The 19,246-nt window shown below is 60.3% G+C and carries 21 protein-coding genes; 15 read left to right on the top strand and 6 right to left on the bottom strand.

Annotated features, from left to right (window positions below; translation table 11 throughout):
• Positions 1–64: 64 nt before the first annotated feature.
• Positions 65–295 carry a hypothetical protein gene (locus tag NVB75_RS01360; protein ID WP_258345534.1) on the bottom strand — a complete coding sequence of 77 codons (231 nt, stop codon included), beginning with the start codon at positions 293–295 and terminating at the stop codon, positions 65–67.
• A 282-nt stretch (positions 296–577) separates the two neighbouring features.
• On the opposite strand from NVB75_RS01360, the gene NVB75_RS01355 reads away from it, so the two are divergent.
• The 9 genes from NVB75_RS01355 (at position 578) to NVB75_RS01315 (ending at position 9,257) form a co-directional block, all read left to right on the top strand.
• A complete protein-coding gene (locus NVB75_RS01355) occupies positions 578–1,219 on the top strand; it encodes a hypothetical protein (RefSeq protein WP_258345533.1) in 642 nt (213 codons plus the stop codon).
• Positions 1,216–1,554 carry a DUF4406 domain-containing protein gene (locus tag NVB75_RS01350; RefSeq protein ID WP_258345531.1) on the top strand — a complete coding sequence of 113 codons (339 nt, stop codon included), beginning with the start codon at positions 1,216–1,218 and terminating at the stop codon, positions 1,552–1,554. The genes NVB75_RS01355 and NVB75_RS01350 overlap by 4 nt, the downstream gene beginning before the upstream one ends.
• 46 nt (positions 1,555–1,600) lie before the next feature.
• Positions 1,601–1,801 (top strand): hypothetical protein, encoded by a 201-nt coding sequence (locus NVB75_RS01345; protein ID WP_258345530.1) that lies wholly within the window; start codon positions 1,601–1,603, stop codon positions 1,799–1,801.
• 76 nt (positions 1,802–1,877) lie between these two features.
• Positions 1,878–2,069, top strand: a complete 192-nt coding sequence (locus NVB75_RS01340) for a hypothetical protein (protein ID WP_169355404.1) — start codon at positions 1,878–1,880, stop codon at positions 2,067–2,069.
• 49 nt (positions 2,070–2,118) lie between these two features.
• A complete protein-coding gene (locus NVB75_RS01335) occupies positions 2,119–3,252 on the top strand; it encodes a site-specific DNA-methyltransferase (RefSeq protein WP_258345529.1) in 1,134 nt (377 codons plus the stop codon).
• A gap of 188 nt (positions 3,253–3,440) precedes the next feature.
• Positions 3,441–3,662, top strand: coding sequence for a hypothetical protein (locus NVB75_RS01330; RefSeq protein ID WP_258345528.1), 222 nt, complete (start codon positions 3,441–3,443; stop codon positions 3,660–3,662).
• 187 nt (positions 3,663–3,849) lie between these two features.
• On the top strand, positions 3,850–5,043 hold the full coding sequence (locus NVB75_RS01325; protein WP_258345526.1) for a site-specific integrase: 1,194 nt from the start codon (positions 3,850–3,852) through the stop codon (positions 5,041–5,043).
• Between the two features lie 20 nt (positions 5,044–5,063).
• Entirely contained in the window at positions 5,064–6,653 is a 1,590-nt protein-coding gene (locus NVB75_RS01320) for an ABC-F family ATPase (protein ID WP_008436174.1), read from the top strand.
• Positions 6,654–8,072: 1,419 nt separating this feature from the next.
• On the top strand, positions 8,073–9,257 hold the full coding sequence (locus NVB75_RS01315; RefSeq protein ID WP_258345525.1) for an MFS transporter: 1,185 nt from the start codon (positions 8,073–8,075) through the stop codon (positions 9,255–9,257).
• Here the strand turns inward: NVB75_RS01315 and NVB75_RS01310 are convergent.
• The 3 genes from NVB75_RS01310 to NVB75_RS01300 all read right to left on the bottom strand — a co-directional run bounded on the left by NVB75_RS01310 (position 9,251) and on the right by NVB75_RS01300 (position 12,186).
• Entirely contained in the window at positions 9,251–10,288 is a 1,038-nt protein-coding gene (locus NVB75_RS01310; protein ID WP_258345524.1) for a dienelactone hydrolase, read from the bottom strand. The genes NVB75_RS01315 and NVB75_RS01310 overlap by 7 nt on opposite strands.
• 227 nt (positions 10,289–10,515) lie before the next feature.
• Positions 10,516–11,127, bottom strand: a complete 612-nt coding sequence (locus NVB75_RS01305) for an FMN-dependent NADH-azoreductase (protein WP_076013585.1) — start codon at positions 11,125–11,127, stop codon at positions 10,516–10,518.
• A 120-nt stretch (positions 11,128–11,247) separates the two neighbouring features.
• Positions 11,248–12,186, bottom strand: coding sequence for an AraC family transcriptional regulator (locus NVB75_RS01300; RefSeq protein WP_258345523.1), 939 nt, complete (start codon positions 12,184–12,186; stop codon positions 11,248–11,250).
• A 277-nt stretch (positions 12,187–12,463) separates the two neighbouring features.
• On the opposite strand from NVB75_RS01300, the gene NVB75_RS01295 reads away from it, so the two are divergent.
• Both NVB75_RS01295 and NVB75_RS01290 read left to right on the top strand, forming a co-directional pair.
• The gene (locus tag NVB75_RS01295) at positions 12,464–13,372 is read left to right on the top strand and encodes a LysR substrate-binding domain-containing protein (RefSeq protein ID WP_258345522.1); all 909 of its coding nucleotides are present in this window, start codon (positions 12,464–12,466) and stop codon (positions 13,370–13,372) included.
• The gene (locus NVB75_RS01290) at positions 13,369–13,731 is read left to right on the top strand and encodes an MmcQ/YjbR family DNA-binding protein (protein ID WP_177068075.1); all 363 of its coding nucleotides are present in this window, start codon (positions 13,369–13,371) and stop codon (positions 13,729–13,731) included. Before NVB75_RS01295 ends, NVB75_RS01290 begins: the two co-directional genes overlap by 4 nt.
• Here the strand turns inward: NVB75_RS01290 and NVB75_RS01285 are convergent.
• Positions 13,714–14,097, bottom strand: a complete 384-nt coding sequence (locus NVB75_RS01285; protein ID WP_258345517.1) for a DUF1294 domain-containing protein — start codon at positions 14,095–14,097, stop codon at positions 13,714–13,716. The genes NVB75_RS01290 and NVB75_RS01285 overlap by 18 nt on opposite strands.
• Complete coding sequence (locus NVB75_RS01280) at positions 14,094–14,924, bottom strand: undecaprenyl-diphosphate phosphatase (RefSeq protein ID WP_258345516.1); 831 nt, start codon at positions 14,922–14,924, stop codon at positions 14,094–14,096. The genes NVB75_RS01285 and NVB75_RS01280 overlap by 4 nt, the downstream gene beginning before the upstream one ends.
• Positions 14,925–15,154: 230 nt before the next feature.
• On the opposite strand from NVB75_RS01280, the gene NVB75_RS01275 reads away from it, so the two are divergent.
• The 4 genes from NVB75_RS01275 (at position 15,155) to NVB75_RS01260 (ending at position 19,225) form a co-directional block, all read left to right on the top strand.
• Positions 15,155–16,789 (top strand): methyl-accepting chemotaxis protein, encoded by a 1,635-nt coding sequence (locus tag NVB75_RS01275; RefSeq protein WP_258345514.1) that lies wholly within the window; start codon positions 15,155–15,157, stop codon positions 16,787–16,789.
• A 193-nt stretch (positions 16,790–16,982) separates the two neighbouring features.
• Positions 16,983–17,546, top strand: coding sequence for a nicotinamide riboside transporter PnuC (gene pnuC / locus NVB75_RS01270; protein ID WP_258345512.1), 564 nt, complete (start codon positions 16,983–16,985; stop codon positions 17,544–17,546).
• Complete coding sequence (locus tag NVB75_RS01265; RefSeq protein WP_258348482.1) at positions 17,543–18,064, top strand: AAA family ATPase; 522 nt, start codon at positions 17,543–17,545, stop codon at positions 18,062–18,064. Before pnuC ends, NVB75_RS01265 begins: the two co-directional genes overlap by 4 nt.
• An 18-nt stretch (positions 18,065–18,082) precedes the next feature.
• Complete coding sequence (locus NVB75_RS01260; protein WP_258345511.1) at positions 18,083–19,225, top strand: NAD(P)/FAD-dependent oxidoreductase; 1,143 nt, start codon at positions 18,083–18,085, stop codon at positions 19,223–19,225.
• Positions 19,226–19,246: the final 21 nt, after the last annotated feature.

The raw sequence follows: 19,246 nt of genomic DNA, 5'->3' as shown, positions 1-19,246 counted from the left end.
CTCCAGAAGTCAATCAAAATGGCGAATATAACGGCGCCCCTATCAGTTAAGGAGGCCTAAGGCTTTAGACATTGTCAGCAATCATCCTGCCCCCGACCTCACGCCCGGCCACTTGCGCCAGGCCACGGTCAACATAGGTTCGGTCACCGGCAAAAACCGGCACCACCACCTCACCACCACGCTTTACCTCGACGTTGATACGCCAGGTCTCCCGGCCTTCCTCGTCCTTGTCGCACTCCATGTAGTTCCAAACCTGAAAGCCTTCGATCTCATCGTAAATATCGTGCTTGGTCATGGTCCAGCCCATTTAGAGGAAGGGGCCATCGTAGCTCAAAGCCAGCCGGTACGGATGATCACGGAGATCAGGCGAAGGATGGCGGCGATTAGGTTGATCCATTCGGTCAGTCGTTTCATTTTCAGCACCGCTTAGTTGAGGTGCCACTGATTCTGATGTCACGGCGGAACGGGTTGTATACCGGAAACCTGTCGTTAGCCTTCCTACAAGTGGCAACTTTCTCTCGCGCCCACCCTATTGACACCACTCCACCGCCCGGGCTTGGCCCGGCAAGGACTCCTCATGCCTACAGAAAACAAACTCGCCGCACCGCTGAAGGTTGAGCGCTCGACAGTCACGAAGCTGGTGATCACCGGCGCGCCGCGGCTCGATGCGATAACCGTGTTCCTCGAGGACTTCGGCCGGCGCGACTGCCCGATTGAGTCGAACCCTAACTACCAGACCGCCCAGGGCAAGATCACCATCAACTGCTGGGACAACAGCTGGAATGCCTACTGGGGTGGGATGGGCCCGCGCACCGTCGCCGAGTTCGTGGCCGACTGCGGCTGGGACTACGTCTTGAACTGCCTGGATCGCGGGATCAGCCCAACTGTATTCAGTGGAGACGCGCTTCACACCCTGGCCAAGAAGTGCATCGTCCAGCGGCGCAGGCAACAGACCGGGCGACATGACTGGGAGCTTGGCGAGTTGAGCAAAGATGAAGCGCGCGATCTTTGGCACGACATCGACTCATTACGCAGCATCGAGAGCCCGAACGAGTGCTGGCATCAGAGCGAGCTACTGACTGAGCTGTTCGGGGATGAGTGGCATTACCCGCTTGACGGTAAGGCTGTCGAAGAAAACCACAAGTTCACCTACCTGCGGCGGATTGTCGAAGCCGTGCAGCAGGCATTGCGCCAGGAAAAGCAGCAGGTCGCGGCATGAAACGCATCTACCTGAGCGGTTCCATGACCGGCCTGCCCTGCCTCAACTTCGCCGCCTTCCACGCCATGACCACCAACCTGCGCGCCGGCGGCCACACCGTCACCAACCCCGCCGAACTCAACCCCGACGGCGGCACCTGGAACGACTGCATGCGCCGCGACATTGCCGCCCTGATGGACTGCGACACCGTGGCCACCCTGCCCGGCTGGGAGCACTCAAAGGGGGCGCGCCTGGAAGTCCTGATCGCCGAACGCCTCGGCATGACGGTTGTGAATGCCCATGATCTGGTAACGAGGGAGAATGCCGCAGTACCAACATTTTCCAAGCTGATGTAAAAAGTACAGCTGCCATTTCAGACCTTCACTGGATTCCGACCAACACATGCAGATCATTCGTACTGGAACAGTTTTGACTGGCGAATACGCCGGTTGGACGATAGAAATTCAGGATGACCGCGCAGGTGAAACCGGAGGTTATTACCTGTTTCTAGTCCAGAACGAATCAAATGCTTTCGATTCTTGGTTTGAACACATAGAGCAGCTGCAGCAACAAATTTCAGAACTCGACGTTCGCTGGAATTAGCGCCTCACTCTTTCGTTCCGCCCCTCCCCATCCCCCCTTCAAATCAGCCGCTATAGCGGCAAGGACGAACTCGCCCATGAAAACTTACAGCGTGCTCCTGACCGTCGACGCATCAATCGTGGTCAAGGTTGAAGCCGAAAACGAAGAAGAAGCCAAAGAACTGGCTGCCGACATCGCCGAGGTGCCCAGCATCTGCCACCACTGCTCCAGAAACGTACAGGTCGGTGAAATCCTTGAAGCCGTCGAAGCAACTGAGGTGACGCCATGATCGCCACCCTCTGGTTCGCCTACGTCTTCATCTACAAGGGGCCGAGGCCATGAAACAGCATCGCGTTTTGATCGGCGACTGCATTGAGTCGATGCGGACGCTGCCAGATAAATCAGTTCAGATGTGCGTCACCAGCCCGCCCTACTACGGTCTTCGGGATTACGGCGCGGACGGCCAGATCGGCCTGGAGGAGACCCCGGCAGAGTTCATCGCGCGCCTGGTCGAAGTGTTCCGCGAGGTGCGCCGAGTACTCCGCGATGACGGTACTGCCTGGGTCAACATGGGCGACAGCTACGCCGGTTCAAGATGCGGGGGAAACAAACAATCAATCACCGGCGTCGGACGCGACGAAAGCGTAACGGCCGCCAGAGCCCGCCGCACAATTGCCTCCCGGCGGCGCGACAACGAAGAAGTTCCCCGCAGCGACTACGCGGTGCCCGGCTGCAAGCCAAAGGACATGATGGGTATGCCGTGGCGCTTAGCTTTCGCCCTGCAGGACGATGGCTGGTACCTGCGTCAGGACATCATCTGGCACAAGCCGAATCCAATGCCCGAAAGCGTCCGCGACCGTTGCACCAAGGCCCACGAATACATTTTCCTGCTGAGTAAGTCGCCGAAATACTTCTACGACCAGTCGGCAATCCTTGAGCCTTGCTCACCCAACACTCACAACCGGCTCTCGCAAGACGTTCTCGCACAGATCGGTAGTGACCGTGCCAATGGCGGAGCCAAGAGCAACGGCAACATGAAGGCGGTGGCCAGGAAGTCAAACGGCGTGGGCTGGGGTCACGGTACCGACGGCGAAGAGCGAGCAAGGGGAAGGATCAAGGACAACGATTCTATGAACTCCGCTCTTGCAGTCATGCCAACCGAACGAAACAAGCGCAGTGTCTGGACCGTCCCGACCCACAGCTTCAAGGGGGCCCACTTCGCGACCTTCCCGCCCGACTTGATCCGCCCGTGCATCCTTGCCGGCGCACCACCCGGCGGTATCGTGCTTGACCCGTTCGGCGGCGCGGGCACCACGTCAGTCGTCGCTATGGAGGAAGGCCGCAAATCGATCCTGTGCGAACTGAATCCGGAATATGCCGCAATGGCTGAGCGTCGGATCGCAGCAGCCTGGCTCGACGGCGCGGCGCAGATGGATGTATTCCGCGACACCGTACAACACCCAGCAGCCTAACCCCAAGCCCCCTTCCCCTACATGCCTGCCGGTGAGCGGCAGGCGAGGTGCTCAACCAGCAGGGTTAGCCTCGCCATCCATAGACCGGTAAAGAGCCTCTCCTGCTGGGTGAGCGCGGCAAAGATACCCTCAAATGATAATGATTATCAAATATTTGTGACAGCCGCCCAGCGCGGCAAGGACACCTCATGTTCGCAATCAAACTCACCCTGATCCTGCTGGGCGCTTTGCTGTACCTGGCCGGCAGCGGCTGCTGGTTCTTTTGGATCGGCCCATGTCTTCTTGAGGACGGCGAAACGGCCGACATCCTCTACACGTTCGCCGGCACCTGCGCCTGGCTGCTGATCACCTTCGGTTTCATCGTCCACATCATCAAGACAGCGCGGCCCACGGCGGCCGGCGGGAGGTAGGTATGTCAGCGGCAGAACAACTTAATGATGGCGTCACCGGTGACAAGGTTCCCGAGGCGCAAATGGCCGAAATCCTCGGCACCACTATCGCGGCGCTACGCTCGAAGCGCGCCAGGAACCAGATACCTCTTGGCGTCTGGAATAAGCATGGCAGCAGGATCATCTACAGCATCAGGAGATATTACGAATGGCTCGAAAGTCAGTGGGTCTGCCCGCAGGAATGGACCTCCACCACGGATCGATCCGCATCCGATTTATGTGGAACGGCAGTCGGCGCAGTGAAACGCTCCCCTATCCCGCGACACAGAAAGGAATCAAATCAGCCTCACAGGTTGTTGATCAGGTAAAGGGGCTGATCAAGCTGGGGTTGCTCGACGACGACAAGTACGCCGAGCTATTCCCCAGCTCCAGCAATGTCGCCGGCGGGAAGATCAACTTCGGCGAGTACGCTCAGCTCTGGCTGGATAGCCGTGAGGTAGTGGCCGGCACGAAGGGAAACTACAAGGGAGCGCTAAACAGGTACTGGATGCCCGGGCTGGCCCTGGTGCGGATCGACCTGATCACCACCACGCTGCTCCGCCGGGTTATGGCTTCCAGGGAGTGGAAGTCGCCAGGGGTGAAGCGCAACGCGATCTCGAAGCTGTCGACAATACTGAACTCCGCTGTGTCTGAGGAGTTGATCCCAAAGAACCCAGCGGCGATCCTGGAACTGCCCAAACGCAGTAAAAAGGAGATCGACCCGTTCACCCTAGACGAGGCGAACCAGATCATCGCCAAAATGTACGAGCACAGTCACTGGCCGAGCACGATCTATGCGGCATTTTTTGAATTTGTGTTTTTTACGGGAATGCGCCTATCCGAAGCTCTGGCGATGCGCTGGGATGCGGTTGACGAAGAGAAGAGGACGGCCCACGTGTGTCGCGGAATCGCCTTGGGGGAAGTGGTGGAGCGCACGAAAACCGGCGGCGACCGATTCGTTTTGTTGAATGACCGGGCCATGCACGCCCTGCAATTTGCCAGGGAGTACGCGGAGCGTCGGAAAAAAGGCAAAGGAAAAGTGCTGGAAACGCCCTTCATTTTCCCGCCGTCAAAGAACTCGGAATACGTGAAACAGACATCTGACCTGCACAAGCAGTGGATTCCGACTCTGAAAGCTCTGAATATCCGTCGTCGGCCGCCATACAACTGTCGTCACACCTATGCGACAATATGCATTATGTCTGGCATGAACCCCGCCTTCATCTCCCAGCAGCTCGGCCATAGTGTGCAGATGCTGCTCTCGACTTATGCGCGTTGGATCAACTCAAGCTCGGACTGGAGCGAAATGGAAAAGCTCCAGATTGGTCCCAAATTGGTCCCAGCTCAAATAAGCGCACCCTAAGCTATTGATAGGTAAAGTAATTGATCTCCACAGCTAACATCACCATGCAGTTCGGCGCCAAGCCGCTATTTGAGAACGTTTCGGTCAAGTTCGGCGCAGGCAACCGTTATGGCCTGATCGGTGCCAATGGTTGCGGCAAGTCGACCTTCATGAAAATCCTCGGTGGTGACCTCGACCCGTCCGGCGGCCAGGTCATGCTGGAGCCGAACGTGCGCCTGGGTAAACTGCGCCAGGACCAGTTCGCCTACGAAGAATTCACCGTACTCGACACCGTGATCATGGGTCACGAAGAGCTGTGGAAGGTCAAGGCCGAGCGCGACCGCATCTACTCGCTGCCGGAAATGACCGAAGACGACGGCATGGCCGTGGCCGAGCTGGAAACCGACTTCGCCGAGATGGACGGCTACACGGCCGAGTCCCGCGCCGGCGAATTGCTGCTGGGCCTGGGTATCGGCATCGAGCAGCACAATGGCCCGATGAGCGAAGTGTCACCCGGCTGGAAGCTGCGTGTACTGCTGGCCCAGGCGCTGTTTTCCGATCCGGAAGTGTTGCTGCTCGACGAGCCGACCAACCACCTGGACATCAACACCATCCGCTGGCTGGAAAACATCCTGACCCAGCGTAACAGCCTGATGATCATCATCTCTCACGACCGTCACTTCCTGAACAGCGTCTGCACCCACATGGCCGACCTGGACTACGGCGAGCTGCGTCTGTTCCCGGGCAACTACGACGAATACATGACCGTGGCGACCCAGTCCCGCGAGCAGTTGCTGTCGGACAACGCCAAGAAGAAAGCGCAGATCTCCGAGCTGCAATCCTTCGTCAGCCGCTTCTCGGCCAACGCCTCGAAAGCCAAGCAGGCCACTTCCCGAGCCAAGGCGATCGACAAGATCCAGCTGGCCGAAGTCAAGCCATCGAGTCGCGTCAGCCCGTTCATCCGCTTTGACCAGACCAAGAAGCTGCACCGCCAGGCGGTCATCGTTGATCGCATGGCCAAAGGCTTTGACGGCAAGACGCTGTTCAAGGACTTCAGCTTCCAGGTTGAAGCCGGCGAGCGCGTGGCAATCATCGGCCCGAACGGTATCGGCAAGACCACCCTGCTGCGTACCCTGGTCAACGAACTGACCCCGGATGCCGGCACCGTCAAATGGACCGACGCGGCTGAACTGGGCTACTACGCCCAGGACCACGCTTCGGACTTCGAAGACGAGTCCAACCTGTTCGACTGGATGGGCCGCTGGACCAAGGAAGGCGAACAAGTGGTTCGCGGCACCCTGGGCCGCATGCTGTTCTCCAACGACGAGATCCTGAAGTCGGTGAAGGTGATTTCCGGTGGTGAGCAAGGCCGCATGCTGTTCGGCAAGCTGATCCTGCAAAAGCCGAACGTGCTGATCATGGACGAACCGACCAACCACTTGGACATGGAATCCATCGAGGCGTTGAACCTGGCGCTGGAGAACTATCCGGGCACGCTTATTTTCGTCAGCCATGACCGTGAGTTTGTGTCGTCCCTGGCCACTCGCATCATCGAGCTGAGCCCGAGTGGTGTGATCGACTTCAGCGGTACTTATGACGATTACCTGCGTAGTCAGGGTGTGGTTTTCTAAGAACTGCTGCTTGCTTGAAATGCAAAAGCCCCGTCCAGTGTGATGGGGCTTTTTTTTGCGGTTGGCGTTGGGGATCAAACACACAACTCCCAGACATCCCCCGAACCCTGTAGGAGCTGTCGAGCCCTGGCGAGGCTGCGATAGCGGTCTATCAGGCAACCTCTTTACCGACCATGCCGCCGCCTTCGCAGCCTCGCTAAAGCTCGACAGCTCCCACATTCGATTTGAGCAACCCGAGTACTTGCGATCAAACACACAACTCCCATACTTCCCCCGATCCCTGTGGGAGCCGTCGAGCCCCAGCGAGGCCGCGATAGCGGTGTATCAGGCAACCTCTTTACCGACTGTGCCGCCGCCTTCGCAGCCTCGCTAAAGCTCGACAGCTCCCACATTCGATTTGCGCAACCCGAGTGGCTGCGATAAACACAAAACTCCCAGACTCCCCCCGATCCCCTGTAGGAGCTGTCGAGCCCCGGCGAGGCTGCGATAGCGGTCTATCAGGCAACCTCTTTACCGACCATGCCGCCGCCTTCGCAGCCTCGCTAAAGCTCGACAGCTCCCACATTCGATTTGAGCAATCCGAGTGGTTGCGTTCAAACACAAAACTCCCAGGCTTCCCCCGAACCCTGTAGGAGCTGTCGAGCCCCAGCGAGGCTGCGATAGCGGTGTGTCAGGCGACCACTTTACCGACCATACCGCCGCCTTCGCAGCCTCGCTAAAGCTCGACAGCTCCCACATTTGATTTGCGCAACCCAAGTGGTTGCGACCGAACACACAACTCCCAGACTTCCCCCGATCCCCTGTGGGAGCCGTCGAGCCCCAGCGAGGCCGCGATAGCGGTCTATCAGGCAACCTCTTTACCGACCATGCCGCCGCCTTCGCAGCCTCGCTAAAGCTCGACAGCTCCCACATTTGATTTGCGCAACCCGAGTGGTTGCGATCAAACACACAACTTCCTGACTTCCTCCGATCCCCTGTGGGAGCTGTCGAGCCCCGGCGAGGCTGCGATAGCGGTCTATCAGGCAACCTCTTTACCGACCATGCCGCCGCCTTCGCAGCCTCGCTAAAGCTCGACAGCTCCCACATTCGATTTGCGCAACCCGAGTACTTGCGACCGAACACACAACTCCCATACTTCCCCCGATCCCCTGTAGGAGCTGTCGAGCCCTGGCGAGGCTGCGATAGCGGTCTATCAGGCAACCTCTTTACCGACCATGCCGCCGCCTTCGCTTCCTCGCTAAAGCTCGACAGCTCCCACATTTCACCGTGCCCGCTTTTGCTGTCCCGGGCCAGGGAGTACTCATGGGTCCAAAGCCGGTAGGCACGACCGCTCGAAAACACCAAATATAGTTAGCCTGCTTCCTTTTACCCCATGCCCTTGCCATGATGCGTTCACCGCCCGCCCGCGAACGAGTTCCCATGCCTGCCACACAGCCCGCCGCGCCCAGCTCCTTGTCGATCACCCTGCAGATCGTCTCCATCGTCTTCTACACCTTTATCGCGTTTATCTGCATCGGCCTGCCGATTGCGGTGATCCCCGGCTACGTCCACGGCGAACTGGGCTTCAGCGCAGTAATCGCCGGGATAACCATCGGCTCGCAATACCTGGCCACGCTGCTCAGCCGCCCGATGGCCGGGCGCATGTCGGACAACGTGGGCACTAAGCGCGCCATCGTGCTGGGCTTGAGCGGAATCCTGCTGAGCGGCGTGCTGACGTTTATCGCCACCCTGTTGCACAGCCTGCCCCTGCTGAGTCTCGGCATATTGATTGTCAGCCGCCTGTTGCTGGGGGTGGCGCAGGGCCTGATCGGCGTTGGCACCATCAGTTGGTGCATGGGCGCAGTCGGCGCCGAACACACCGCACGCTCGATCTCGTGGAACGGCATCGCCTCCTATGGCGCAATTGCAATCGGTGCACCGCTGGGCGTGGTGATGGTTGCCGACTACGGCTATACCAGCCTCGGCATCGCCCTCACGGTGCTTTCCGCCCTGGGCCTGCTGCTGATCCGCAACAAACCTTCGGTGCCCGTGGTGCGCGGCGAGCGGCTGCCGTTCTGGGCGGTCTTCGGGCGTATCGCGCCATTTGGCGCCAGCCTGTGTCTTGCATCGATCGGCTACGGCACCCTCACCACCTTTATCACCCTCTACTACCTGAGCCGTGGCTGGATCGGCGCCGCCTGGTGCCTGACGGTATTTGGCGTGTGCTTTATCCTGTCACGCCTGGTGTTTATTACGGCCATCAACCGCTTCGGCGGCTTCACCGCGGCGATTGCCTGCATGACCATCGAAACCCTCGGGCTCACACTGCTGTGGCTGGCACCGTCCACCGGCGTGGCCTTGATCGGCGCCGGGCTGACCGGCTTTGGTTTGTCGCTGGTGTACCCGGCGCTGGGCGTGGAGGCAATCAAGCAGGTGCCCAACAGCAGCCGGGGCGCCGGGTTGAGTGCGTATGCGGTGTTTTTTGACCTGGCGCTGGCGATTGCCGGCCCGGTGATGGGCGCCGTGGCGTTGAACCTGGGCTATTCGTGGATCTTCTTTTGCGCCGCCCTGCTCTCGGTCACCGGCCTGGGCCTGACGTTGATGCTCAAGCGCCGCGCTTACTGATCAGCCGTCTGCAAACCCGCGCGGGTGGATTGCCCGAGGGTGTGATTGAAAAACCGCCCGGCCTCGGAAATCAGGTCGCGGTGGATGCTTTCACGGTCAACCCCGTCGGCATCGGTGCACATGGCGGGCATCGCGGCCAACTGGCTCTCATCGCAAGGCGCCATGAACACAAAGTGCCCTGCCCCGGCCAACAGTTTGAAGTCCGGCGGCTCCGGCAGTTTGCGCGCCAGGGCCTCAGCGTTCTTGTCCACGGCCACCAGCTTGTCGCCGTCGCCGCTGTAGAGCAGCACGGGGACGTGCACGTCGGCGAGGGTGTGGCGGCCAAACATCAAGCTCAGCGGCGCCATTAACATCAAGGCATGGATGCGTGGGTCTGCCTGCGGCTGCAAATCGTCACGGTCGACGATCAGTTCGCCCTTGGTGGTGCAGGCGTCGCGATCTTCGGGGCGTTGTTGGCAGTAGCGACGCAGGCGGTCCAGGTCCGGCTTGGCGCCGGCGAGGATCAACGCGGTTTCGCCGCCGGCCGAATAACCGATGACCCCCACCTGATCGACGTTGACGAACGGCGACAGCATGGGGTCGCCGAGGGTGGCGGTGATGGCTTCGGAAATCTGGATCGGGCGCCCATACAGGTTGCTCAAGGTGCCCAGGCGGCTGTGGTCCTTGTAGTTGTCACCAGGGTGCAGCACCGCCACCACGACAAAACCCTTGCGCGCCAGAGAGGTAGCCAGGTCGTGCAGCGCCAGGGGTGTACCGGTATTGCCGTGAGACAGCATCAACATCGGAAAGCGGCCGATAGCGATTTTCGAGTCTTCAGTGGCGGCGATGTTATAGGCGCCTACATGGGTGGTGTGTTCAAGACCCGTAGACGGATAGAACGCGACGGCTTTCATCGGCTGCAAGTCGAGCGGGTCGAGAAAGGTCATGCGGTGGAAGCCCACACTCCAATGAGGGTGCGGCGCGGGCGCGGCTTGCACTGAAATCAGGCCGCCGAGCAGAGAAAGAACCAGGATTGCACAAAGACGCATCATGGGGATGTCCACCTTTGCTGTGTAAGCCCGCGTAGCTGTTGAAATATCCATGGTTCAGGCGCTCGGACGGGCAGGGTTTACCCATGCGTGCATAACCTGGGCCAAAGTAGTGACAGCGGGTAAACGAAAAAACTCCGTACTCCGTTCGCTTTTCAGGCGAGCAGAATACAGAGTTTAGGCGCCTCGAATCAGATTGATATCGAGGAACAGTAAAATTTACACAAGTCTTACGCTGCGGCGAACAACTGGTCGCTGATCAGTACATGGGCGTCGCTGAGTGCCTTGGTACGGGCCTCGTCACCGTAAGCCAGGCCGTGGGCACGGACGAACTCGATGTCGGTGATCCCGAGAAAACCCAACAGCACGGTCAAGTAGTCTTCGTGGGCTGCGCCCGTCGGCTGGCCCACATGCAAGCCGCCGGAGGTGGAGACGATGATGACTTTCTTGCCGCCACACAGGCCTTCCGGGCCGGCTTCGGTGTAACGGAACGTCTGGCCGGCGACGGCAATGCGGTCGATCCAGGCTTTCAGTTGGGTCGGGATGGTGAAGTTGTACATCGGCGCAGCCAGCACTACCGCGTCTGCTGCCAGGAATTCGGCCAGGGTGGAAGCGCTCAAGTCAGCTTCGTGCTTTTGCACGGCATCGCGCAATTCGGCGGCAGTGCCCAGGGCGCCCAGGGTGACACCGGAGAAGTGACTGATGGCGTCAGCGGCCAAGTCACGATAAACCACTTCGACACCCGGCTCTGCTGCCTGCCAGGCTTTGACGACACCGGCGCTCAACTGACGGGAAACCGAGTTGTCGCCGAGGATGCTGGAATCGATATGCAACAGTTTCATGGTTCATCTCCAAGTAAGTATCGCCAAGGGCGACTGAATGGAAATAAGCCTACAGATGAAACCAATCGGCGATTAGTCGGGCAAAATGCGATTGTTCGTCCCACTTACAGGACAGTGCCTTTAATGCGATGACACATAGATCGACGCAGTGGTCGGCGCCGGCAGCGCATAGGTGCGCTTCATCCAGTCGATTTCTTCATGGGGTGTGCGACCGAAAAACCGCTTGAACTCACGACTGAACTGCGAGGCGCTCTCGTACCCGACCTTGGCACAGGCAGTGGCGGCACTGATATCGCTCCTAAGCATCAACAATCGCGCCTGGTGCAAGCGCGTCGACTTCAGGTACTGCATGGGCGAAGTGTCAGTCACTGTACGAAAGTGTGCGTGAAAACTCGGCACACTCATCATTGCCTCCTTGGCCAGCTCCTCCACGTCCAGGCGCTGATCATAACAAGCGTGAATCTTGCGAATCGCCCGGGCCACCTTGCCAAACTGGCCCTGGCGATTCAGCGCCGCGCGCATCGAACCGCCCTGCTCCCCGGTGATGATGCGGTAGTAGATTTCCCGCATCAGGGTCGGCCCGAGCACCCGCGCCTCCACCGGCACGCTCATCACTTCCAGAAAGCGCAGCAACGATTCACTGAGCTTGTCGTCCATTGGCGAAGAGTACATACCCTTGGGCCTCGCTTCGGGCTGCGGAGCCAACGCATCGAGTTCCAGCATCAGTTCGGCGGCCAGGTTGAAATCCAGGCGCAAATACACCGCGAGCATCGGCTCTGCTTCGCTGGCCTCGGTTTCCATGGTGAACGGCACCGGCACCGACACCACCAGGTAGTGCTGGGCGTCGTAGACGTAGATGTCTTCCCCCAGGTAACCGCGCTTGCGGCCCTGGCACACGATCACGATGCCCGGGTCGTAAAGCACCGGAACTCGCGTCAGCGGTCGGTTGGAACGCAGGAAACGCACGTCATCCAGCGGCGTCAGGTTGTAACCCTCAACGGGCGCCAACTGTCCCATCAGCTCGATGATTCGACGGGTACGCGGATGTTCAAGGCTCATTGGAATGCACTGACCGGAAAAACCAAAAGGTAACCCGTCGGTGCCTCACTGGCCAGCCAACTCTACCCGCTCATCGAGGAGCAGGTTCACGTCAAATACCTGCTTCATCCTGTAGGAGCGAGCTTGCTCGCGAAAAACGTCAACGATAACGCGGGCATCCTGAATACACGCGCCGTACCGGTTTTCTTCGCGAGCAAGCGCGCTCCTACATTTTAGGGTGGATTTGCCTGCGCGGGACGCGGATAGTTCGTCCCATACACAGGACAATAGGCCGACCATGCAAGATCTGAATGACCTCTACTATTTCGCCAAAGTAGTGGAAGCCGGCGGTTTCGCCGCCGCCGGCCGGCTGCTTGGAATTCCCAAGTCGCGGCTGTCGCGGCGCATTGCCGAACTGGAAGAACGCCTCGGCGCCCGCTTGCTGCAACGCACCACCCGCCAACTGACCCTGACTGCCGTGGGTGAACGCTACCTGCGCCACTGCCAGGCAATGCTGCTGGAAGCGGAAATGGCCGATGAGGCAGTGGCCAGCATGTCCAGCGAACCCCGTGGCCGGCTGCGGGTCAGCAGCCCAGTGGGCCTGGCTCACCAATTCCTGCAGACCGTGGTGGCGGAGTTTCTCACCGCCAACCCGCTGGTGCAGTTGGACATGACCCTGGTCAACCGCCGCGTCGACCTGGTGGCCGAAGGCATTGATGTGGCCTTGCGCGTGCGCGAGCTGGGGGATGAAGACCCGTTGCTCGTCACCAAGCGCCTGCGCCAGGCCCAGACGGCGATTGTCGCCAGCCCCGGCTTTGTGCGTGAGCGGCAGATCAACAGCCTGGAAGACCTCAAGCAATTGCCGGTGCTGGGCGCCCTGGAAGCCGACCGCATGGTGCACTTCCGCATGCTCAGCCCGGAGGGCAACAGCCACGACCTGGTCATGGAAGCCCGATTGGGCATCGACGATTTCCTGGTACGCAAGGCCTGCGCCCTCGCCGGCCTGGGGTTTACCGTGCTACCCATGATGTATTGCGAGGAAGAATTGGCCAGCGGCCAGTTGGTGCAGCTCCTGCCCGAATGGTCCTTGCCGGGCGGTTGGTTGCAAGCGGTCTACCCACATCGACGCGGCGTGTTGCCGGCCGTGCGGGCCTGGATCGACCACCTGGATAACGCCTTCAAAGGTTGCGGAGACCGTTTGCTATGAGAATGACTGAAGAACAAGTCGCCACTTTTTGCCTGGGCTTGCCCGGTGCGCGGGAAGATTACAAATGGGGCGGCGTGCGGGTGTTTTCGATTGCCGGCAACAAGATGTTTGCCTTGCAGAACCTGCGGGGTGACTCGCTGGCGTTCAAGGTCGACAAGGAGTTGTTCCTGGGCCATGTAGATCGCCCCGGCATCCATCCGGCGCCGTACCTGGCACGGGCGCAATGGATCATCATGGAAACGCCCTACCCGCTGGGCGCTGAAGAACTGCGTGGCCTGTTGCAGCGTTCCCACCAATTGGTGGTGAGCAAGCTGCCCAAGCGCACGCAGGTCGGTTTGTTGCTAGAAAATCGAGAGTAGCGTGCCACCGAGGAACAACTGGTCAATCCAGAACACCTGGTGCAGCAACACGATCAACCAGAACACCACCTGATAAGACACCTTGCGCGTCTTGTGGCGGAACACCTGCTGGGCAATCAACGCCCCCGGCCAACCGCCTGCCAGCTCCACCGCATGCAGGACGTTTTCCGGGGTGCGCCAACTGTTTTCACGGGCCTTGCGCTTGTCGCTCCAGTACAGCAGGAACGCCACCACACTGACCCCGCCATAGGCCACCAGCGGGATCAACGAAACCCCGCGGTACCCCAGCAACGCCGAACCAAACAGCGGCGCGGCGCACAACAGCATCAACACCAGCGCCTTCAAGCGCGGATGCTGGATGTTCATGGCTTGACGGCTGACCAGTCGATCCAGCCGAACTGCCAGGAGGCCAGGATCACCAGGCCGAAGGCGATCCGGTACCAGGCAAACGCCGCGTAGCTGTGGCTGGCGATGAATTTGAGCAGCGCCTTGACCGCGATCATCGCGAAGATGAACGAGGTGACGAACCCGATGGCGAACACCGGCAGGTCATCGGGCTGGAACAGGTGGCGGTACTTGTAGCCCGAATACACCGCCGCGCCGACCATGGTCGGCATCGCCAGGAAGAACGAAAACTCAGTGGCGGTCTTGCGCGACAGGCCGAACAACAGGCCGCCAATAATGGTGGCACCGGAGCGCGAGGTGCCCGGGATCATCGCCAGGCACTGGGCGAAGCCGACCTTGATGGCGTCCTTCCAGGTGATGTCGTCGACGGTTTCGGCGTGCACTTCATGTTGGCGACGCTCAGCCCACAACATGATGATGCCGCCCACTACCAATGCCGCCGCTACGGTGATCGGGTTGAACAGGTAGTGTTTGATCAGGTCGGCGAAAATCACCCCCAACACCACCGCCGGCAACACGGCGATCATCAGGTTGACGGTGAAGCGCTGGGCATTGCGCTGGGTCGGCAAGCCGATCACCACGTCGAGGATCTTGCGTCGAAACTCCCACACCACCGCCAGGATCGCGCCCAGCTGGATGATGATATTGAACGCTTCAAAGCGCTCGCCACCGAAGTTGATCAAATCGGCCACGATAATCTGGTGCCCGGTACTGGAGATCGGCAAAAACTCCGTCAGCCCTTCCACAACCCCGAGTATCAGTGCCTGTACGGCGGTCCAAAGATCCATCGATTCCCCCAAAGGTCATGCCCGCGGCATGCCTCGTTCATATTTTTTAGACGTTCACTAACGAAGAGTGCGCTGCAAGCACAGTGCAAATAATCAAGGCCGAACTGCGAAAATTCCGTGAAAAATCAGGGCAGGACTCAGGTTTTTTGATTCTGGGCCGAAAGCCTATCAGACAAGCCGGAAATGTCGATGCAGCACCCAAAATTATAAGAACACGGAGTGACAGGACCATGAACAGTTTGCGCAATATGTCTATCAGCCGGCGACTCTGGCTGATCCTGATCGTCGCCGTGCTGATGCTGCTAACCCTCGGCCTGCTTATGCTCAAGCAGATTCATGGCGACCTGTACCAGGCCAAGAGTGAGCAGACCCAGCGTGTGGTGCAAACCGCCAGCGGGATTCTGACTTATTATCACAGCCTCGAAACCAGCGGCGTCCTGACCCGTGAAGCGGCGCAGAAGCAAGCCTTGAGCGCGGTACGTGGCCTGCGCTACGGCAAGGACGACTACTTCTGGATCAATGACCTCACGCCCGTGATGATCATGCACGCGGCCAACCCCAAGCTCGACGGCCAGAACCTTTCGGCCATCCGCGACCCGGACGGCTTTGCGGTGTTCAACGAGTTCGTGATCCTGGCCAAGGCCAAGGGCGCCGGGATGGTGAATTACCGCTGGCCCAAGCCCGGGGCCGATGCGCCGGTGGCCAAGACCTCCTATATCCAGCTGTTCGAACCCTGGGGTTGGATCATCGGCTCCGGCGTGTATGTCGATGACGTGCAAGGGGAGTTCCGGGTCCAGGTGTTGAAAGCCTCAATGGTCGGCCTGGTGATTGCCGTGATCATGGCCCTGCTGGTGGTGCTGATTGCCCGCAGTATCGTGCGCCCGTTGCAGCAAGCGGTGAACGCGATGGCCAATATCGCCAGTGGCGAAAGCGACCTGACCCGCACCCTCGACACCCACGGCCAAGACGAGGTCACTCAACTGTCCCGGCACTTCAACAGCTTTACCGCCAAGTTGCGGCAGGTGGTCGGCCAGCTGCAGACTTGCGCCAATGCGTTGGGCCAGTCATCCACTGAACTGGGCAGCAACGCCAGCGACGCCCATGACCGCAGCCAGCAGCAATCGCAGCAAATGGAACTGGTGGCGACGGCGATCAACGAAGTCACCTATGGCGTGCAGGACGTGGCCAAGAACGCCGAGCACGCCGCCAGCGAAATGCGCGATGCCCAGGTACAGGCCGAACAGGGCCAGCTCAATATCGACGGCAGCCTGCAACGCATCGACCAGCTCTCCAGCACCATCAGCCAGGCGGTGGAGGTGATTCGTACGCTGTCGACTGAAAGCACGCAGATTGGCGGGGTACTGGAAGTGATCCGCTCCATCGCCGACCAGACCAACCTGCTGGCCCTCAACGCCGCCATCGAAGCGGCCCGCGCCGGGGAACAAGGCCGTGGCTTTGCGGTAGTGGCCGATGAAGTGCGGCTGCTGGCCCAGCGTACGCAAAAATCCACCGCTGAAATCCAGGCGATGATCGAGCGCCTGCAAGGTCATTCGGAAGCGGCGGTCAAGGTCATCAGCGACAGCCACCAGGCGTCGCAACTGACCATCGAACAAGCAGGCCAGGCCGGCGCGAGCCTCACCGCCATCGGCCAGGCTTTGCGTAATCTCAATGGTTTGAACGCCTCGATTGCCAGCGCCACGTTGCAGCAGGCGCATGTGGTGGAAGACATCAACCAGAACGTGACCCAGGCGGCCGGTTTGTCCCACAGCACGGCACTGGCGGCGCAGCAGTCCAGCGTCGCGAGTGCGCACTTGAAGGGCCTGAGTGAACAGCTCGACAGCCTTCTTCACCAATTCAAGGTCTGACGCCGATGATCGTTCCCACGCTCCGCGTGGGAACGCATCCTGTGACGCTCTGCGTCACCGTTGCGCAGAGCCGGGACGCGGAGCGTCCGGAACTGCATTCCCACGCAGAGCGTGGGAACGATCTACGATCTACCCCCGCGCCCACCACTCTGGTTACAATCACCGCCCTCTTCGACTCCCCCAAGGAACCGCCATGTCCGGGCTTGAACTGTTTGCCGCCGCCCTGGGGGTGATCGCTGTCTGGTTGACGGTTAAACAGAACCCGTGGTGCTGGCCCATCGGCCTGGTGATGGTGCTGCTGTACACCTGGATCTTCTTCGATGTGAAGCTCTACTCCGACATGCTCCTGCAAGTCGTCTACGCCGGCCTGCAACTCTACGGCTGGTGGCAGTGGACCCGCGCCGGCGAGGTCAAGCAAGGCCGGCAAGTCACCAGCCTGGGCCTGCAACCGATCCTGCAAGGCCTGGCCGTGGGCGCCCTGGGCAGTCTGTTGCTGGGCGCCGCCATGGCCCACTGGACCGACGCCGCACAACCCTGGCTGGACGCGGCCCTGACTGGCTTCAGCCTGGTGGCGCAGATGTGGATGGCGCAAAAGCGCGTGCAGTGCTGGCCATTGTGGGTTGCCCTGGATATGATCTTTGTCGGGCTGTTCCTCTATAAAGGCCTGTACCTCACCGCCGCACTCTATGCCCTGTTCACCGTGATCGCCGTGCAAGGCTGGCGCGAATGGCGCGCCGACCCGGCGCTGCACGCATGAAAGTCGTGGTATTGGCCGGCCCGGAATCCAGCGGTAAAAGCTGGCTGGCCACGCAGTTGCAGGCGCATTTTGGCGGTGTGATGGTGGGCGAATACGTGCGCCATTTCATCGACCACCACCAGCGCGATACCACCCTGGCCGATATCCCCGACATCGCCCGTGGCCAACTGGCCTGGGAGGATGCCGCCCGCGCCCGGCAGCCGAAGTTGCTGATCCTGGATACCAACCTGCTGACCAATAAGCTGTGGAGCCAGACCCTGTTTGGCGACTGCCCGGCCTGGCTCGACAGTGAACTGCTCGCCCGCCACTACGACCTGCACCTGCTGCTGTCGCCGGAGGACGTGGAATGGACTGCCGACGGCCAGCGCTGCCAGCCGGAGTTTGCCGACCGCCTGGCGTTTTTCCAGGCCAGCCTTGACTGGCTGGAGCAACATCATCAGCCGTTACGGATCATCCGTGGGGATTGGCAAGCACGCCAGGACCAAGCGTTTTCAGCGGTGGAACAATTATTGGATTGACCGGCGAGGACAGTTTTCATGAATAGCTCATTACGCGTCGCCATAGTCGGAGGCGGCCCCGCCGGGCTGACCCTGGCACGGATTCTCACGATCAACGGCTTTACCGCCAGCGTGTTCGAGCGCGAGTGCGGGCCACTGGAACGCCCTCAGGGCGGGACCCTGGATTTACACGTTGAATCCGGCCAACTGGCGCTCAAAAAAGCCGGCCTTGAAGATGCCTTCCACACCATTGCCCGTTATGAAGACCAAGGCTCGCGCCTGATGGATAAACACGCGCGACTGCTGTTTGAAGACCCCAGTCCGGCCGCCGGCGACCGTCCGGAAGTCGACCGCACCGCCTTGCGGCAAATCCTCCTGGATTCATTGCCTGCTGATTGCGTGAAATGGGACGTCAACGTCAGCGAGATCCGCCAGGCCGGGGACGCGTACTGGACCGTGCTTCAGGGCGACACCGTCCACGGTCCGTTTGACCTGGTCGTCGGCGCCGACGGTGCCTGGTCGAAAGTGCGCCCCCTGCTGTCGCGCTATCAACCGCAATACAGCGGGCTGACGTTTATCGAGTTCGGGATTGATGAAGTCGACCGCCGCCACCCGGCCCTGGCCACGCTCGTCGGCCAGGGCAAACTGGACGTTTCGGGCGACGCCAGGTTGCTGGTCGTGCAACGCAACGCTAACGCGCATCTGCGCGGCTATGGAATCTTTCGCGTCCCCACTGACTGGGCGGCGCAGCAGCTGGACTGGTCTTCGCCACAGGCGACCCGCCAATCGCTGCTGGCCCAGTTCGAAGGTTGGCACCCGGACATCCTGGCGCTGCTGCACGCCTCAAACGAGCGCTTTGTGTCCCGGGCCATTTACGCGCTGCCCGTCGGGCATCACTGGGCACACCGCCCAGGCCTGACGCTGATCGGCGATGCCGCACACCTGATGTCACCGTTTGGTGGCGAAGGCGTCAATGCGGCGATGCTCGATGCTGCGGAGCTGGCTCGGCACCTGATCGAAAACAGCTCATGCTCCGAGGCGGTAAAGGCCTATGAAACGCAGATGTTCGAGCGCATAGAGCCGATCGCCCGTGACAGCGCCGAAGCGGCCGCCACCCAACTCTCCCATGATGATATCGCCCTCTCGCTGGCGCATTTTCGCAGCCACAGCGAGCAAGGCTGAAGACCGGTTATCGGGCCAACG

Origin of the sequence: Pseudomonas sp. CBS (assembly GCF_024734645.1) — a bacterium.
Taxonomy (GTDB): Bacteria; Pseudomonadota; Gammaproteobacteria; order Pseudomonadales; family Pseudomonadaceae; genus Aquipseudomonas.
This window is presented reverse-complemented; position numbering and strand designations above follow the sequence as displayed.